Source organism: Pseudoalteromonas sp. GABNS16E, assembly GCF_028598715.1.
Classification (GTDB): Bacteria; Pseudomonadota; Gammaproteobacteria; order Enterobacterales; family Alteromonadaceae; genus Pseudoalteromonas; species Pseudoalteromonas atlantica.
Genome location: NZ_JAQREZ010000045.1, coordinates 1 through 16,641, shown reverse-complemented (window position 1 = coordinate 16,641; position 16,641 = coordinate 1). Strand labels below are relative to the sequence as shown.

Here is a 16,641-nt window from a genome sequence, read left to right as displayed (position 1 = left end):
GCGAATGTTTTATGCTGGGTTAACTAAAAAATAAACAGGCAACCCTAATGAACTTTGAGCCAAGCCAAAAAAGCCAAAACTACCTAAAGCGTGTAACCGCCTTTATGGATGAGCACGTATTGCCTATTGAGCAAGCAGTAGCTGCACATAACCATGCTAAAAATAATTCAAACGATTGGACCACTTGGCAACTAAGTGAGCACATTGAGCCATTAAAAGCGAAAGCAAAAGCCGCTGGCCTGTGGAACTTATTTTTACCCGATGCAGAACTAGCACAAGGTTTAACCTGCTTAGAGTACGCCCCTATTGCAGAGCAAATGGGTAAATGTTTATTTGCATCAGAAATATTTAATTGTAATGCCCCCGACACCGGCAATATGGAAGTGCTTTATCATTTTGCAAATGATGAGCAAAAACAGCAGTGGTTAACCCCATTATTAAATGGCGATATTCGCTCAGTATTTGCCATGACCGAACCCGATGTCGCTTCATCAGATGCGACAAACATGCAAGCAACCATAGATGTTGATGGCGACGAGCTTATTTTAAATGGCAAAAAATGGTGGACCACCGGCCTTGGTCATCCTAATGCACAGGTGGCTATTTTTATGGGACTTTCTAACCCCGAAAACGATAAACACAGCCAGCATTCAATGGTACTTGTGCCGCTAAACACACCCGGTGTAAACATTAAGCGTATGCTAAGTGCCTGTGGCGATTTTGATGCCCCCTACGGCCACGGCGAAATGGAGTTTAATAACGTACGCGTACCAAAACAAAATCTTATTTTAGGGTTAGGCAAAGGCTTTGCCATTGCACAAGGGCGCTTGGGGCCTGGGCGAATTCATCATTGTATGCGCGCAATTGGCGCAGCAGAGCGCTGTTTAGAGCTCATGATTAAACGCGGGCTATCGCGCAGCGCTTTTGGTAAACCCTTACTTAAATTAGGCGGTAATTTAGAACGTGTAGCGCAAGCGCGTATGGCAATAGATCAAGCCCGATTATTAACCCTGCACGCGGCATGGAAAATAGACACCCAAGGCGTTAAACACGCCATGACCGAAATATCGAGCATAAAAGTAGTAGTGCCTAATATGCTGCAAATGGTCTCAGATATGACAATACAAGTGTTTGGTGGCGCTGGGGTGTCGAGCGACTTTCCTATTGCCTCGTTTAATGCAATGGGGCGTATTTTACGCCTTGCAGATGGCCCAGACGAAGTACATATGGGCATGGTTTCGCGCCTCGAACTTAACAAATACCGCTAAGGCAACACCATGAAAACACGACTAATAATAACAGGTGGAGCAACAGGGCTGGGTAAAGCGTTAGCCCTGAGTTACGCAAGTAATTTGGGCGCTAACTTACAAATTTGTATTGCCGATATAAACGCCGAGCGTGCAGCCATAACCATTAGTGAGCTGCAAGCACTAAAAAGCGATGCCTTTTTTTACGCCTGCGATGTAACCAAGCAAGCAGATGTAAAGGGGCTTTACGATATTATCCAAACCAAGTGGCAGGGCGTAGATATTGTTATAAATAACGCAGGCGTTGCCACGGGCGGCTCGCTTGAGGGCGAATCGCTTGAGCAATGGCAGTGGATTATGGATATTAATTTGCTCTCTATGGTGCGGGTGTGCCAAGCGTTTTACCCCGCATTTAAGCAACAAGGCGGTGGCTACTTTATTAATATAGCCTCACAAGCAGGGCTTACCCCTATTCCGTTTATGAGCAGTTATAACGCTGTAAAAGCGGCGGTTATAGGCTTTAGCGAAACCCTAAAGCTCGAACTCGCCCACGATAATATAGATGTAAGTGTTGTGTGCCCGAGCTTTTTTAAAACCAATCTTGATGAATCCATGCGCACCAGCGAGCCGGCCATGAAAACCATGCTTAACCGTGCCTTTGAGCGCTCCCCCATAAACGCAGAGCAAGTTGCCGATATTATTTATCAGCAGTCGCTTAAGCGCCCATTTTTAATTTTGACCCATAAATTAGGTAAACAGGCCTTTTTAATGAAAAAACTACTCCCCATTGAGTGGTACATTAAAAACATGCTGAAAAAAACACGCTCTATGCAACGTTTAAAATCAAAATAATAAAGGCTAGCAATGAACACACAATTATTAGATCAAGCCAAAAACGTACGCCAAGGCGAAGAGCTCGACACACAAAAAGTAGATGCCTGGCTTAAACAGCACCTTACACAGCTAACTGGCGAGCCAAGTGTTACTCAATACGCAGGGGGGGCATCAAACTGGACCTACTGCCTAGAGTACCCAGAGCAATCGCTTATTTTACGCCGTGCGCCCAAAGGCACCAAAGCCAAAGGCGCACACGATATGGCCCGTGAATATAAGCTGCAGCAAGCGCTAAAACCAGTTTACAGCTATGTGCCAAACATGGAGGCGTTTTGCGACGATGAAAACATACTCGGCACCGACTTTTACGTTATGGAAAAGCTTACGGGTATTATTCCGCGTAAAAATTTACCACGCGGATTAACCCCCACGCCCGAGCGCACTAAAAAGCTGTGCGAAAACGTACTCGACTGCCTAGTAGAGTTACACAAAGTAGATTACAAACAGGCCAATTTAAGCCATTTAGGCAAAGGCGAAGGCTACACCCAGCGCCAAATTAGCGGCTGGAGCGAGCGCTTTACTAAAGCCAAAACTTGGAATGTACCCAGCGGTAAAAAAGTCATTAAGTGGCTTGAAAACAATATGCCAAGTAACGAGCGTATTTGCATAACACATAACGATTTTAGGTTTGATAACGTTGTGCTTGATGCAAACGACTACACCAACGTACTGGGTATTTTAGATTGGGAACTTGCCACCCTTGGCGACCCACTTATGGATTTGGGCAATACATTGGCTTACTGGGTAGAGCCAGGAGATGACTTTTTAGCCCAAGCCACGCGCCGTCAACCCACTCACTTAGAGGGTATGCTAACGCGCAAAGAAGTAGTAGCCTACTACTGTAAAAAAATGAATATAACCGTAGATGACTTTACCTTTTACGAAGTGTACGGGCTATTTAGACTTGCCGGCATTGTGCAGCAAATTTATTACCGCTATCACCATGGGCAAACTAAAAACCCCGCCTTTAAACACTTTTGGGTGTTTGTACATTACCTTTTATGGCGCTGTAAAAAAGCCATTAACAACCAAGGTAAAGTCTAATGTGTATTTTATATTTAGTACGCCACGGGCAGGCTAGTTTTTCGGCTGATAATTACGATACGCTCTCAACAAAAGGGCAACAGCAAGCCACACTACTGGGTGAATATTTAGCACAAAAGCAGCTTAAGCCCGATGCTTTATTTGCTGGCAGTATGCTGCGCCATAATCAAACCGCAGAGCTGAGTTTAGCAAGTGCTAATAATACGCCAGTGGTAATAAACGATGCGCGATTAAACGAGTACGATCACGAACATATTTTAGCCGTTTATAACCCACAGCTTGCCACCCCAAGCCAAGTTCGCGCGGCACTTAGCAAGCAAGCCGAGCCTATGGAATACTTTAAAACGGTATTTATTAGCGCCATACAGCAGTGGGTACTCAATCCCGACAGCACTCAATATAACGAAAGCTTTAATGCATTTACTGCGCGTGTACTTGGCGCGCTTGAACAAATAGCCAATGAAAACCACGGTAAAAAGGTACTTATTTATACCTCTGGCGGGCCTATTAGCATTATAACCAGCCATTTAATGGGGCTAAAGCTCGAGCGCTTTATTGATATTAATTGGAGCTTAGTAAACGCAGGCGTAACCAAAGTAGTGGCGCGCGGCAAAGGAAAAAATCAAAAATTAACGATAAGCAGTTTAAACGAGCATCACTTTTTAGAGTGCCACCCACAACAAAAATTAATTACATACACCTAAGGAGCTAATTATGCGCAAAAACATACTAATAACAGGTGCAAGTTCAGGCTTAGGCAAAGGCATGGCAAAAGAGTTTGCAAAACAAGGTTGTAATCTTGCTTTATGTGCTCGGCGCTTTGAGCTATTAGAGCAGCTAAAAAGTGAGCTTGAACAAATAAACCCAAATATAACCATTAGCATAAAAGTGCTTGATGTTAACGACCACGAGCAAGTATTTAGCGTATTTAACGCCTTTAAAGATGAGCTTAACGGCCTTGATAGAGTGATTATAAATGCTGGTATGGGTAAAGGGGCTTCTATTGGTACGGGTTATTTTAATGCCAACAAACAAACCGCACAAACTAACTTTGTGGCCGCACTTGCGCAGGCTGAGGCCGCAATGGAAATTTTTAGAGCGCAAAACCATGGTCATTTAGTGACTATTTCATCTATTAGTGCTGTGCGTGGTTTTAGGCGCGCCATGACCGTTTACGCTGCTACTAAAGCGGCTATTACCTCATTAAGTGAGGGCATACGCATAGATGTAATGCACACGCCTATAAAGGTAAGCTGTGTACATCCAGGTTTTATAAGAAGCGAAATAAACGAAAAAGTAAAAACAGTGCCGTTTATTGTTGATACCGAAACTGGCTGCAAAGCACTGATAAAAGCAATAAATAAAGAAAAAGCCAACAGCTTTGTGCCAAGCTGGCCGTGGGCGTTTTTACATTGGGTTTTACGCATAGCACCACTAAGTACAATTCGTAAAATGTCGTAAGGTTTTTAAATTTTAGGCATTAAAAAAGGTGGCAAATGCCACCTTTTATGTACGTGTTTACTTAACCTCGGTTTAGGTTATTTGTACAATTATAGTAGTGCAAAAATCTTTTGTAGCTGTGGCATGTACTCGCTCACAAGCTCAAGGTTGTTTTCGCTTACTAGTGGGTCTGTAGATTCTTCAGCCGCGCTTGAAGCCTTACCAAACGAGCCCATTAACGAGCTAGCGTCACTGCTTTTAGCACTTTTAAGGCTTTGCAGGCCACCCATTACTTTATTTGCTGTTTCTTGGTTTTCAGCTGAAAGACCCGATTTAAGGTTTTCGATGTAAGCCATAGATACTTCTGAGCCAACAGATACTAATTCTTCAGGCGAAAAACCGTAACGGTTAGTAATATCGGCAAAGCTTTTATATAAGCCTTGCTCTTTAATCATGCTTAATGCGCTATTAGCAAGAGAGCTTTGCTCTTCAACATTTTGATCAGCAGAGCCACCTAGCATGCTTGCTAAATCTAGGTTTTTTAACGAATCTTGGCTGTTAGCCCAGCTAGAAACAGCCGGCAGTGCTTTCATGTAGCTTTGTAATTGGCCTTCGCTAATATCTTCAGCAAGGCTTGAAAAACTCATTGCTAGTAAGCTAAGTGATAAAATTATTTTTTTCATTGGGCGTTTCCTATTATTTAATTAAAGCCATTAAAAACTAAATGTAAGCGCTTGCCAATACATAACTAAAGTATTAGGTGTATTTAGGCTATAAAGTAGTATAAATACTTTAAAGTTCTATAACTTAAGCTGATTCAGCACAAATATAGTTACAAATGTTATACTGCATTTTTGTCGATAAGAGCTGAACGTAATGTTAACTATTTCAAATACTGTCACTATAGATGAATGGGAACTAGAGCTAACTGCTATACGTTCGCAAGGTGCCGGTGGCCAAAACGTTAACAAAGTAGCCAGCGCCATTCATTTACGCTTTGATATTAACCGCTCAAAGTTACCCGATTTTTACAAAGAACGTCTATTAAAGCTAAACGACTCTCGGATCACCAAAGAGGGCGTGGTGGTAATTAAAGCCCAAAGCTTTCGCACCCAAGAGCTTAACCGAGAAGATGCACTAAAACGTTTAAAAGATTTAATTTTAAGCGCAACCAAGGTAAATAAAGCCCGCCGGGCAACCAAGCCAAGCCAAGCCGTAACTCGCAGCGCAAGCGCATGGATAAAAAAACCAAACATGGGCAAACCAAAGCCCTGCGCGGTAACATTAAGTTATAACTCACTAAGTTTATATGGCTTTACAGTAAAGTATGCTTAATTTACGCCTACAGCTAATAGTTAACCGTAGGCGTGAGTGGGTTATTCGTAGGTATGATGGCGGGTGGCACTAAAGCGATTTAATATATGGTGCATTACATACACCGCAGATAAACTGGCCACAATAGCCACCGCAACAGAGCTAAAGCGATACATGGCACTATAAACAAGGTCTTGCCCGGGACCTAGTGAGTTGCCAAACAAAATACCAAACGTGGTTAACACACCAAACCCTATGCCCGGTGCGCCGCCGCCAATAATATGAAAACGGCTAAATACAAACGATAACGTCCACAGTATAAGCACCGGAAACAACAAAAAGTCAGAGTGATTATACAATAACACTTGCGCCAACAGCGCGGCATTACAGCCAATTAATGTACCAATAGCGCGCTGCCAACCGGCCATACCTGCGGCTTTCCAGCACAGCGAAAACAAAATTAATACCGATGAGGCTTGCGCCGATATTGAATCTTGTAAATCGAGTACTTGAAACGCCACAAACGAAAGCGTAGCAACCGTTGCGCATAATAATACCTCATGGCGAATACTTTCTTTAGCTTTAGCGGGTACCGCTCTCACGGCACGCGCGGTTACATCAGGAAAAACACCATGCATAACAAACGCTATAACAATAGAGAGAACAGTAGCCAAACCATTACTTAAAATAAGCGGGTATACACTACTTGTACCGGTTACATAGCTTGAAAAGTGCAGCTGAATCGACAACCCAACCACGCCTAGTGCGCCAAATAAAAAAGCCGCACCTGAGCTCATTTGATAAAACAAAAAGCAAAACGCTAAAAATACGATAATGGTCATCAGTACCGGAAGGTGCGAAAACAAGCCCTGCATTATTAAAACCATTGGAATACTAATGGCGGCACTGGCTAAAAACTGGCGCACAATGCTTTTATTTAACACCGGTACTAAACCAAGTAGCAACATAGGGTAAACAGTAAAAAATATACCGTATGGCCAGTTCATTAATTTACTAATAGTAAACCCTATGGTGCAACCACCGGCTATGCGCAGCGCTTGGCGTAAACCGTTTGAGTCTAATTGCGGTGCTTGGCTAACAGCTTGAGTCATACGGCCTCCATTAATAAATGTAGTGTAGCCAGCTAATAAACCTAATTTGAGCCGACGCTAACCATTGCCCAATTGTTGACTCTGGCAATAGTTGCACAGTGGCACGGGCACCACTTGGCATATTAGCAATTAATTTAGCATTATCTGGCATCACTAAATGAATACGCTGGCGCTGAGCATCGCGCACCCAACGATTACTGGTTTCGGTACTACTAAGCGAGCCATTTGCACTGAGTTGCCCATCGCTTACGCCTGCCTCAAACGTGCTTATATGCGCGTTGTAAACCTCACCTGGGCGGCTATCAAATACCACTCGCGCCAAACTACCTGGTTTCATATTTAGTAATGATTTTTCTCTAAAATCGGCAACAAGGTCGGCCTTATTAGCCACTATAGCTAAAAGCGGGCTACCCGTTACCGCATATGCGCCATCAAGTAGTTGTAAGTTAGAAACCACACCAGCGCTTAGCGCACGCACTTGGGTGTACGATAAGTTAAGCTCGGCTTGTGCTAATTGGTTTGCAGCATGGCGAAGCGCTAAGTTTTGCGCGCCGCTTTCGCCGCGGGCAAGTACTGCTTCTGCCAATTGCGCTTCTAATGAGGCGACATTTGATTTACTTGCTTGAAAGTTAGCTTTAATACTTTCAAGCTCTTGCTCTGAAATAGAGCGCTGCTTAAATAATGCTTCGCCACGGTTATTAAGTAATTGCTGTTCGTGCAGCTTTGCCTTGGCCGCCGAAATTTGCGCCTCGAGTGCTTTTACATTGGTATCTAAACGTTTGTTTTGTAATTTAGCGTCGTCAAGGGCGAGCTGTGCCTGCTCTAGCGCTAATTTATACGGGCCTGAGTCTATTTCAAACAATACATCGCCAGCTTTTACGGTTTGATTATTATTAACCAATACCTTAGTAACACGGCCACTTATTTGCGGGGCAATTTGCACCACAGGATGATAAACCCGCGCTTGCGGCGTTACCGGCATAAACATGTCGGCAATTAAATAGTAAATAAATATAACAACAAAACCCGCTAACGAAAGCCTTACATAACGAGTAAATTTTTGATCTGGTGTCATTGTGTCTCTTACTCTTTACTTTGATTTTTAATACAGTTTAGTGCGTTTTTTTCCATATTGACGATGCCATAAGCAAGCTCATCGAGTTGCTGTGTGCTTAGCCCGCTGTATAGCTGGCTTTTAATATCAATGAGTTTTTCGTTTAGCGACTGTAAAATTGCCCCACCTTGCTCGGTAAAGTAAATTTTTTTACTGCGTTTATCGTGCTCATCAACTTTACGGGTAATTAATAGCTGCTCTTCTAATTGCTTTAATGTGCGAGTAAGCGAGGGCATTTCTATTCCTAAACTCTGCGCAAGCTCAAGCTGCGTTATGCCCTCGCCCAACATATTTATATGGGTTAGCGCCGTCCAGCGCGATTGCGTAAGCCCTAAAGGTTCTACAGCTAAAGTGATGGCCTCGCGGCACAGCCTATGAACCCGCCCCATGTTACCAATAATGGTTAAATCGAGCGTTTCGTGAAAAGGTTTTTGAGTAGTCATAACCACCTCAAATTAGTTAGCATGCTAAGTATTTTAGCATTAGTTAGCGTGCTAAGTAAATATTGAGGGGTGTTGCAAATAAAAAAGCCCCAATTCTGGGGCTACATAAATTTGTGGATTTAAAAATTAAGGAGGTTAGCAGGGGAGTATTGGTCGGTAAGCACTTTTGTATTGGCAGGCCAATCTTGCTTGTTTTTGGTACTTTGCATGTAGGTACTAATTGCTTTTAAATCTACATCGTATTTTTTTAAACGCGGGTTAAGTGCTTTAATACGCTGATTAATTTGCGCCTCAGTAGGCATAGAGTTTACACCCGCTAAAATAATACGGTTAGAGCGATTAGCACGGCTTACGTTAATAAAATCGCCAAACACGGCGTGGTAAGTTGCCGACTCATGTTCGTATAATTTACTGCTCGAAAACGTATTAGCGGCAATTACACCGCCCTCGGCCAATACGCTTTTTACCTCTTCAAAAAACTCTTTGGTGAGTAAGTGCTCAGGAATATAATCGCCGTTAAACGCATCAAGAATAATCCAATCGTACTTTTGCTTTTTAATGGCTGCGCGCTTTATAAATATACGCCCGTCTTGCACGCTTGAGGTGACCACATCGTTTTCTATAAAGTTAAAATAGTTACGGGCTACTTTTAAAACAGCGGGATCTATTTCAACATTATGAATTTTAGCTGCAGGGTAAAGCGCATGAATGACATTAGAAAGCGTACCGCCACCTAGGCCAATAATAAGCACATTTTTAGGGTTGTCGGTTACTAAAAGGCTGGCAAACGTAAGTTTTGTGTAGTTAAAAACCAGTTTGTCGGGGTTGTTTTTGTACATACAACTTTGGCTGGTTTGGCTACTTTTTGTATTAAATTTTAAGCAGCGAAGGTCATGTGTTTCATCAACAATAATATTGCGATATAAAGAACGCTCCTCGTGCACCACATTACTGTGCGCCGCAACCGAAAACAGTACCGCTAAAAATAATAAACAGTTACGCATGGGCAAGCTCCTTATTACCAGCAAGGCTATTAACAGTAATTGCCAGCACACCTAACAGGCCCAAGGTTAATGCAAAGGCACTTATAATGGTGTTTACATCAAACGCCAGTACAAAGTAAAACGAGGTAATAATAGTCCCTAAGGCGCTGCCCAACGTGCTTACAAAATATAAAATACCCGCCACTTGGCCACTTTTATGGCTGTCGGTGACTAATAAACGCACCGAGTAAGGCGAGATCATGCCTAAAATAACGGTAGGAATAAAAAACAAAGCCGTAGAGGCAAGTAACGAGCCGTAGCGTGTATCTTCAATGTGGGTAAAAATAAATTCCATTATTGGCTGCGAAAAAAGCGCAATAGGCACCACCATAATACTGGCAGTTAAAAATATTAAGCCATATTTTGTAAGCGATGCATTTTTAGTACTTAGCTTACCGCCGAGTAAATACCCAAAAGAAAGGCTAAGCATAAATACGGTAATTATGCTGCCCCAAATGTGCACACTACTGCCAAAAAAAGGCGCTAAAATACGCCCGCCTAATAGCTCAATACCCATAATGCAAAAGCCACTGCAAAAGGCTAAAAAATAGATTAACGCGTTTGTTTTTATACTCATGTAATTATCGTTATGTAACCTAAAGAGATCTCCATACTAACGTGATGGCGGGGCAGTCGCTAGTGCATTAATTAATCGCTCTGTGATTTTTTAAAAAGTTGTTTTGTTATAAAGTAACGCATGCTAAACTTATTGTTATAACATAACACCTTCGATTTCCCTATTATCATGAAGTATTCTTTAATTTATTTAGCCTGCTTAGGCATAAGTGCGCAAACAGTGGCGCAAGAGCAAAACGACGAAATTGAAAAAATATCGGTTACTTATAAACAAGCATACCGTGGCGACATTCCTCAAAAGCAAATGCCGCAATCTATTGTAAGTGTTAGCAGTGCTGCGCTTGATCAAAAAGGCATTACTAAATTACAAGACGCGCTCGATTTTTCAGCCAGTATTTCGCGCAAAAATAACAGTGGCGCATTATGGGATAGCTTTTCTATTCGGGGCCTTTCGGGTAACGAAAACATGCCATCGGGATATTTAATTAATGGCTTTAGCGGTGGGCGTGGTTTTAGCGGCCCGCGTGATGTATCTAACATTGATTACATTGAAGTACTAAAAGGCCCTGGCTCAGCACTTTATGGGCGCTCAGAGCCCGGCGGTACTGTAAATATTGTGACTAAAAAACCTCAGTTTGAGCCGCAAGGTGAGCTAAAACTAAGCTTAGGCAACGACAGTTTTAATCGCGTTGAAGGCGATTACACAAACGGCATTAACGACACCACCGCGTTTAGAATAAATGGCGCGTGGCAAGATAGCGACAGCTACCGCGATGAGGTGTACACCAATAAAAAGGTAATTACGCCGTCTATTTATCATCAAATAAACGCATCAACCAGTGTGACTTATGAGTTTGAATACGTAGATTTAGCGCAGTTATTTGACCGTGGTGTTGTCGTACTCGATAACGATTTTGACACCGTACAAAGCTCGCGCTATTTAGGTAACCCAAACGATGGCGACACGCAGGTGTATTCGCGCGGGCACCAAATTACTTTAAATCACGATATTAACGATGAATGGTCGTTAGTGGCCGGTGCAAACTACCGTAGCTCTACGTTAACGGGGTTTTCGTCAGATGCTGAGCTTTCGCCATCGCGCCAATCGTTATTTGACGATGGCCGCACACTTACTCGCCAGCAGCGTTATCGCGACTACGAAGTAGAAGATTTAAGTGTAAAGTTTGAGTTAAGCGGCAGTGTAGACACAGCCGGTATTACGCACCATATGTTAATAGGTGCCGATGCATACAAGTACGATTTGCGCACTGCGCTTTCTCGCTATCGAGGCGGTAACGGCACTTATACTGTTGATATTTTTGAGCCAAATTACGATGTAGAACGCCCAGCAGTAAGCCTGCTTTACGAAAACGACGAAGAGCAAAAAGCATACGGTATTTATGTTCAAGACCAAATGGATATTACCGACAAATTTAAGCTATTAGTAGGCCTAAGGTTTGACAGCGTTGACCAAGACATTTTAGAAACCAACAGCGGCGTGTTTTCAACAAGCTCTGAAAGCCAAATAAGCCCTCGTGTTGGCGTAGTGTACGAGCTAAATAATGCTCTCACCTTTTACAGCAGTTACTCAGAAGGCTTTTTACCACTGAGCGGCACAGATGCAAGCGGCGACCCCTTTGGCTTTGAATACAGTGACTCGTTTGAGGTTGGCGCTAAGTTTGAATACTTAGGCATAAACGGTACTGTGGCATTTTTTGATGCGTCTAAAAGTAACATGTTAGTGGCAGACCCTGTAAACGTTGGTTTTTCAGCGCCTATTGGTAAAGCCGATAGTAAAGGGTTTGAGCTTGATTTAAACACCTATATTACTGATGCAACGGCGTTTAACTTATCGTACGCCTACATAGACTCCACCACAGCAAACGACATTATAAATGCAGATTGGGGCGTGCCAATTGAAAAAGGCAGCCCGCTGGTTAATGTACCAAAAAATAACTTAAACCTTACGCTTAGCCACCAAACAGCATTAATGGGCAAAGAGCTTGAGTTTGGTGCAAGTTACCAATACACCAGCAGCCGTTTAGGTGATGCCGCCGATTTAAGCTTTAGGCTACCGAGCTACCAATTAGTAGGCGTTTTTGGCCAAGTTAATTTAACCGAGCAAACCGAGCTTAATATAAGTGTTAATAACATTTTTGATGAAGATTACGCCGAAAGCAGCTACAACGCTTTATGGGTTTACCCAGGTGCGCCAACTCAATTTAAAATGTCGTTAGCGTATAATTTTTAATAGCTAGCAAATTAAAGTTTTCATCCTAAAGCGTCTTAATGTAGTGGTTAAGGCGCTTTATATTTTTAAGCCCTTTTTTATAAAGAATGCATAAGTTTATTAAGCCAACCATCGGCCTTTGATGGTTTGTATATCATTACAATGCTTTCACTGTAGTGACTGTTAACCCCCTTTACAGTTAATTTTGTAAGCCCTAAATCATCAATCACAAAGTTAGGTAAATACGCCAACGCCAAGCCACTTTGAACCACCTCTATTAATGCACTGTAATCGCTACATCTAAATACAATATTGCGCGGTGCAATATTATCTTGCCAGCCGTCGGAGCCTGTTCCTTGCTCTAAGCCGCACAGGGGTGAAAACAAAGGACATGCAAAAGCCGCCTGCAGTAATTGGTTTTTATTAAGCGTTAAAGAGCCAGTTTGTACTAGCTGATGCGAAGCATGCGCAGCCACACTAAACCCAGTATTAAATACATCAACCGCCACTAAATTAGCGTGTGAGCTGTTATTTAATGCCTCACGAGTTACTAGCGCAATATGCGCAGCGCCTGATGCAACTTGGCTTATGGCTTCACCTTCAAACACATTATTAATACGTACCGAGCAGGGCAGGTTACTAAGGGGTGTAAGCAGCTTTTTAAGGCCACTTTTAAGTAAAATAGCAGGGCCTGCAATAACTGCATTAAATTTATGATTATCGCTTTTAAAACGGCTAGTAAGCTGCTGGTAATTATGTACTAAATCACTACTGTGCTTAACAAACTCTTTGCCTTTATCATTAAGTACCAAGGTTTTGCCCACACGATTAAACAGCTCCGTGGCTAAGTTTGCCTCAACCTTTTTTAGCGTTTTAGACAGCGCCCCTGGGGTAATATTAAAATGCTTAGCGGTTGTGTGCAGGTTTTGCGAACTCGCCATATGAATTACTTTTTCAATGTCATCTAAATGCATAGCGCCAAACCGTATTGATTAAAAGGAAACAACTAACAACTTATTATCGATTATTTATACATAAAAATCAGCTTATAGTGACGCTATATTTATTTTTGAGCATTAACATGCAACACATACTGCTAATTTTTATTTTATTTTCAAGCGCAGCACTAGCAAGCGACCCTGAGCACAAGGCACACAACACACATAAAGCCTACAGCTATGTGGGGGTTCATGGCATGGCGCTTATATTAGCCGGCGATAAAGTACTTGCCAGCCACATGCCTTTATACGCCCCCCCACACAACTACCAAATAGTGTACGAAGTAACTACCAATGACACCCATCTTAAAATAATCAAAAAAGCACTAAACGAGTCACTAAAAAAACAAACTCAGATCACCATTTTACCAACCAAATTTGATTTAAATTTATTAATAAATAAGCTGACACCCACATTAAATACCACTGTGTTTAATGGCCATTTTGAGCGCGGAGGTACGGCTTTGTTTTCGACAAAGCTGACCTTTAAAAATCCGTTATATGTAAAAAAGATCGCTGTAACACAACCTGAAAAAGAAGAGTTTGATTTAATAAAGGTTTCAGCAGAGCAAGGCTTGATAATTCATAAAATACAAAGTAAACCAAGTTATGACTCACTCAGTTTAGTAGCACTAACTAACGGAAAATATAATGGCAAATTAAAATGTGATGCGCCAGTAACCACAGCGCTTGCAAGTAAGTTAAAGGCCTGTTTTAAAAGCGTACCAAGCTATTTAGAAACTTGCGATTTTGCAGTTAATTAAAAAAATTTACCAGCGCTTTAGCTTAAAAAGCGCTGCTATATAAATTACTTAACGTTAAGAGCATATACATTTGCATGAACGTATTCGCCGTTTAACAATTTTATTTGCGTTAAAATGCGTGAGTACGCATCGCCTTCAAATTCATCGAGCACATGCCAGTGATCTTTTAAATTAGTTGAGCTAAACACATAGCCTTTTATCTCTTGACCTGTTTCGTCTAATACCAGTGCAGGAAAGCCCATTTTGGCGCCCCAGCCCTCGTTAATTAAATTGCCAACCACACTGCCTTGCTCAAACGTACCGCCAATATTGGCAAGAATATGCTCGTTCGGATGCCCTGGGCACAAGGTGCCATATACAAATAACGCTTCTAACACGTAAACTCCTAAATTAGGCTAATGATTATGTTTAGCTAAGCTAAAGCTTAACTAAATATGAAAAAACTCACGAGTGAAATTTTACTCTTACAATGACACCCTCCTTTAATATTGTTCTATTTAACTTTACCTAAAAACTTTAGAAAACTTAGTTATAGTAATACCTTAGGTAATTTGTTAAAAGTAGATAAATGAGCGTTAAGTCGGCAGAAATATGCGCGATGAGCACACTATTGAATTGTTATGCAGCTATGAGTAGCCTGTAAATATCGGAATATTAAAAGTGATAAAGTTAATTGGTATAGCGCTGCAAGCTTTTGGGATACGAAGTGCTAAACAAAAAGAAAAAACTCAAAGAGTAATTGATTATATTGATACTTGCCTTGAGCACATGGAGAACATCATGGGCTACAAAAAGGACATAAATGAGGCAAGTGTAGAGCAGTCCAGAAAGTTTCTTCAGAGCGCATATCATGAAATGACTTCTCAGTTAAACGGTGTAGCTACTCCTATTGAGTGTGACATAATTAAAAACTCGATTGCAAGTGCTCGAATTTACTTCCATGCAGTTAAAGAAGGTAAAGTGGTCAATAAAAGCCTTATAATAGATTATGAATCACGTTATCAACTTTATATTAATCATAATTATGATCAAAATAAATTCCGACAAAACTCATATGAAACGTTCCTTAGACAGCTTGTCAAAGACAAACGTGAAATTGATAAAAATTATGTCGAAATGGAGTTACAAAAAATAAAGGAGGTCTGCCAAGAAGATGTAGCAAGAATAATGTCTTTAAGAGAAATACTTAAAACTCGAAAAGCAGCTGCATAACAGACCTTAAAGTCGGATTCGTAACAGTTTGCTCGATTCCACTTCGTTTCACATTTTAGCAAACTGTCGCTCACCACTTAAGGTGGCGTTATAACTCAAGGAGAGAGTATTTTGCTTTTCAAATACCTAGAGCCCGATAGAATTGATGTTTTAGCCTCTGGTCATATACGTTTTACTCAGCCAGCCGATTTTAATGATCCTTTTGAGTTTCGATCAGTAATTTCGTCAGTGGCTTCAAAGGAAGAATTCGATAAGGCTATGGATGAAGATCTTAAAACAATGGTTCAAGAAGAACTTCAAAAATTCCCTTCAGAAATACGCAAACAAATTTCACCTGCACAGCTAGAAGCAGTTACACGTAAATTATATGAACAGCATTGGCCTTCTTTGGAAACCAAATTTAAAGAAATGGGCAGTGAAACAACTAGAGTTTTTATTGATAAAGCAAACACATTAATTGGTGTTCTTTCTCTAACGGAAAAAAACGACAATCTTCTGATGTGGTCGCATTACGCGTATTCTCATAAAGGGTTCTGTATCGGGTTTGATAATACTTCACCCTTCTTCAACAAAAAGAGAAGCGAGGTCGATGAGTTTTATCATTTGCGTAAAGTCACATACAGTAAAATTAGACCCTCCAAACTTTTAAATCAATTGAATGGTGTCGAGCTATTTTTAATTAAGTCACAGGCTTGGGAATATGAGCAAGAATGGAGAATGTGTGCTGTATTGGAGGATAGCGAAAAGACTATCAGCACAACAACCTCCTTACCGATACACCTATTTCAATTTCCTAACTCAGCGGTTAAAGAGATAATTCTAGGTGCATGTATAGAAAACAATGTAAAAGAAAACATTTTAACGGTGGTAAGAAAAAATTATCCTCACGTAGCGATTAAACAAGCAAGAATATCAAATGAAGAGTTTTGTCTTGAGTTCATAGAGTTATAACAAGTGAATAAGGTTACAACCGTCCGCTCATGGCACAGACTGTGTAAAAACTAATTTTTAATAAATTGTCTTGGGTATGTTCTTAGTTTAAAACCATCTAGGATGGTTGCGATCGATTTTTTCTCAGTATCACAATTTTCTCCGCGCGAGCGAAACTGCTATAGTAACGCTACTCTAATCGCTTTACTTAGACCATTAACTCCCATAATTGTGAGCATTCTTCTGAAGTTGTAAGCCAGAACATGAAGACTTATTTCTG

Annotated in this window: 17 protein-coding genes and 1 pseudogene; 10 read left to right on the top strand and 8 right to left on the bottom strand. The window is 41.4% G+C overall.

Annotation, left to right across the window (positions count from 1 at the left end):
- The first annotated feature begins 47 nt into the window (after positions 1 to 47).
- Genes PSI06_RS16070 through PSI06_RS16050 form a run of 5 tightly spaced genes read left to right on the top strand, consistent with a single transcriptional unit; the run spans position 48 to position 4,646 of the window.
- Complete coding sequence (locus tag PSI06_RS16070) at positions 48 to 1,268, top strand: acyl-CoA dehydrogenase family protein (RefSeq protein WP_273604268.1); 1,221 nt, start codon at positions 48 to 50, stop codon at positions 1,266 to 1,268.
- Positions 1,269 to 1,277: 9 nt separating this feature from the next.
- Entirely contained in the window at positions 1,278 to 2,099 is an 822-nt protein-coding gene (locus tag PSI06_RS16065; RefSeq protein ID WP_273604269.1) for an SDR family oxidoreductase, read from the top strand.
- A 12-nt stretch (positions 2,100 to 2,111) separates the two neighbouring features.
- Positions 2,112 to 3,185 carry a phosphotransferase family protein gene (locus tag PSI06_RS16060; protein WP_138579637.1) on the top strand — a complete coding sequence of 358 codons (1,074 nt, stop codon included), beginning with the start codon at positions 2,112 to 2,114 and terminating at the stop codon, positions 3,183 to 3,185.
- Positions 3,185 to 3,889, top strand: a complete 705-nt coding sequence (locus tag PSI06_RS16055) for a histidine phosphatase family protein (RefSeq protein ID WP_055254303.1) — start codon at positions 3,185 to 3,187, stop codon at positions 3,887 to 3,889. The genes PSI06_RS16060 and PSI06_RS16055 overlap by 1 nt, the downstream gene beginning before the upstream one ends.
- 10 nt (positions 3,890 to 3,899) lie before the next feature.
- Positions 3,900 to 4,646, top strand: a complete 747-nt coding sequence (locus PSI06_RS16050) for an SDR family oxidoreductase (protein ID WP_273604270.1) — start codon at positions 3,900 to 3,902, stop codon at positions 4,644 to 4,646.
- Between the two features lie 89 nt (positions 4,647 to 4,735).
- Here the strand turns inward: PSI06_RS16050 and PSI06_RS16045 are convergent, their stop codons facing one another.
- Positions 4,736 to 5,308, bottom strand: coding sequence for a short-chain dehydrogenase (locus tag PSI06_RS16045; RefSeq protein ID WP_273604271.1), 573 nt, complete (start codon positions 5,306 to 5,308; stop codon positions 4,736 to 4,738).
- A 193-nt stretch (positions 5,309 to 5,501) separates the two neighbouring features.
- On the opposite strand from PSI06_RS16045, the pseudogene arfB reads away from it, so the two are divergent.
- Positions 5,502 to 5,920, top strand: a pseudogene (arfB, locus tag PSI06_RS16040) (alternative ribosome rescue aminoacyl-tRNA hydrolase ArfB).
- 81 nt (positions 5,921 to 6,001) lie between these two features.
- On the opposite strand, the gene PSI06_RS16035 reads toward arfB, so the two are convergent.
- The 5 genes from PSI06_RS16035 to PSI06_RS16015 form a co-directional block, all read right to left on the bottom strand.
- Positions 6,002 to 7,051: a DUF2955 domain-containing protein gene (locus PSI06_RS16035; RefSeq protein ID WP_004586263.1), complete on the bottom strand. Its 1,050-nt coding sequence runs from the start codon at positions 7,049 to 7,051 to the stop codon at positions 6,002 to 6,004.
- A 10-nt stretch (positions 7,052 to 7,061) separates the two neighbouring features.
- Positions 7,062 to 8,126, bottom strand: coding sequence for an HlyD family secretion protein (locus PSI06_RS16030; RefSeq protein ID WP_273604272.1), 1,065 nt, complete (start codon positions 8,124 to 8,126; stop codon positions 7,062 to 7,064).
- 8 nt (positions 8,127 to 8,134) lie between these two features.
- Positions 8,135 to 8,608 carry a MarR family transcriptional regulator gene (locus PSI06_RS16025; RefSeq protein ID WP_273604273.1) on the bottom strand — a complete coding sequence of 158 codons (474 nt, stop codon included), beginning with the start codon at positions 8,606 to 8,608 and terminating at the stop codon, positions 8,135 to 8,137.
- Positions 8,609 to 8,727: 119 nt separating this feature from the next.
- A complete protein-coding gene (locus PSI06_RS16020; RefSeq protein ID WP_273604274.1) occupies positions 8,728 to 9,612 on the bottom strand; it encodes a spermidine synthase in 885 nt (294 codons plus the stop codon).
- Positions 9,605 to 10,228, bottom strand: a complete 624-nt coding sequence (locus PSI06_RS16015; protein ID WP_004586267.1) for a fused MFS/spermidine synthase — start codon at positions 10,226 to 10,228, stop codon at positions 9,605 to 9,607. Before PSI06_RS16015 ends, PSI06_RS16020 begins: the two co-directional genes overlap by 8 nt.
- 168 nt (positions 10,229 to 10,396) lie before the next feature.
- On the opposite strand from PSI06_RS16015, the gene PSI06_RS16010 reads away from it, so the two are divergent.
- Positions 10,397 to 12,478, top strand: a complete 2,082-nt coding sequence (locus tag PSI06_RS16010) for a TonB-dependent siderophore receptor (protein ID WP_273604275.1) — start codon at positions 10,397 to 10,399, stop codon at positions 12,476 to 12,478.
- A 77-nt stretch (positions 12,479 to 12,555) separates the two neighbouring features.
- Here PSI06_RS16010 and PSI06_RS16005 read toward each other — a convergent pair whose 3' ends face one another.
- Entirely contained in the window at positions 12,556 to 13,431 is an 876-nt protein-coding gene (locus PSI06_RS16005; protein WP_273604276.1) for a LysR family transcriptional regulator, read from the bottom strand.
- A gap of 107 nt (positions 13,432 to 13,538) precedes the next feature.
- Here PSI06_RS16005 and PSI06_RS16000 point away from each other — a divergent pair, with 107 nt between their 5' ends.
- Entirely contained in the window at positions 13,539 to 14,219 is a 681-nt protein-coding gene (locus PSI06_RS16000; RefSeq protein WP_273604277.1) for a hypothetical protein, read from the top strand.
- 44 nt (positions 14,220 to 14,263) lie between these two features.
- Here the strand turns inward: PSI06_RS16000 and PSI06_RS15995 are convergent, their stop codons facing one another.
- Positions 14,264 to 14,596 carry a gamma-glutamylcyclotransferase family protein gene (locus PSI06_RS15995; protein ID WP_273604278.1) on the bottom strand — a complete coding sequence of 111 codons (333 nt, stop codon included), beginning with the start codon at positions 14,594 to 14,596 and terminating at the stop codon, positions 14,264 to 14,266.
- A 283-nt stretch (positions 14,597 to 14,879) separates the two neighbouring features.
- Here PSI06_RS15995 and PSI06_RS15990 point away from each other — a divergent pair, with 283 nt between their 5' ends.
- Both PSI06_RS15990 and PSI06_RS15985 read left to right on the top strand, forming a co-directional pair.
- Positions 14,880 to 15,431 carry a hypothetical protein gene (locus tag PSI06_RS15990; protein WP_004586272.1) on the top strand — a complete coding sequence of 184 codons (552 nt, stop codon included), beginning with the start codon at positions 14,880 to 14,882 and terminating at the stop codon, positions 15,429 to 15,431.
- 111 nt (positions 15,432 to 15,542) lie between these two features.
- Positions 15,543 to 16,382 (top strand): DUF2971 domain-containing protein, encoded by an 840-nt coding sequence (locus PSI06_RS15985; RefSeq protein ID WP_004586273.1) that lies wholly within the window; start codon positions 15,543 to 15,545, stop codon positions 16,380 to 16,382.
- The last annotated feature ends 259 nt before the right edge of the window (positions 16,383 to 16,641 follow it).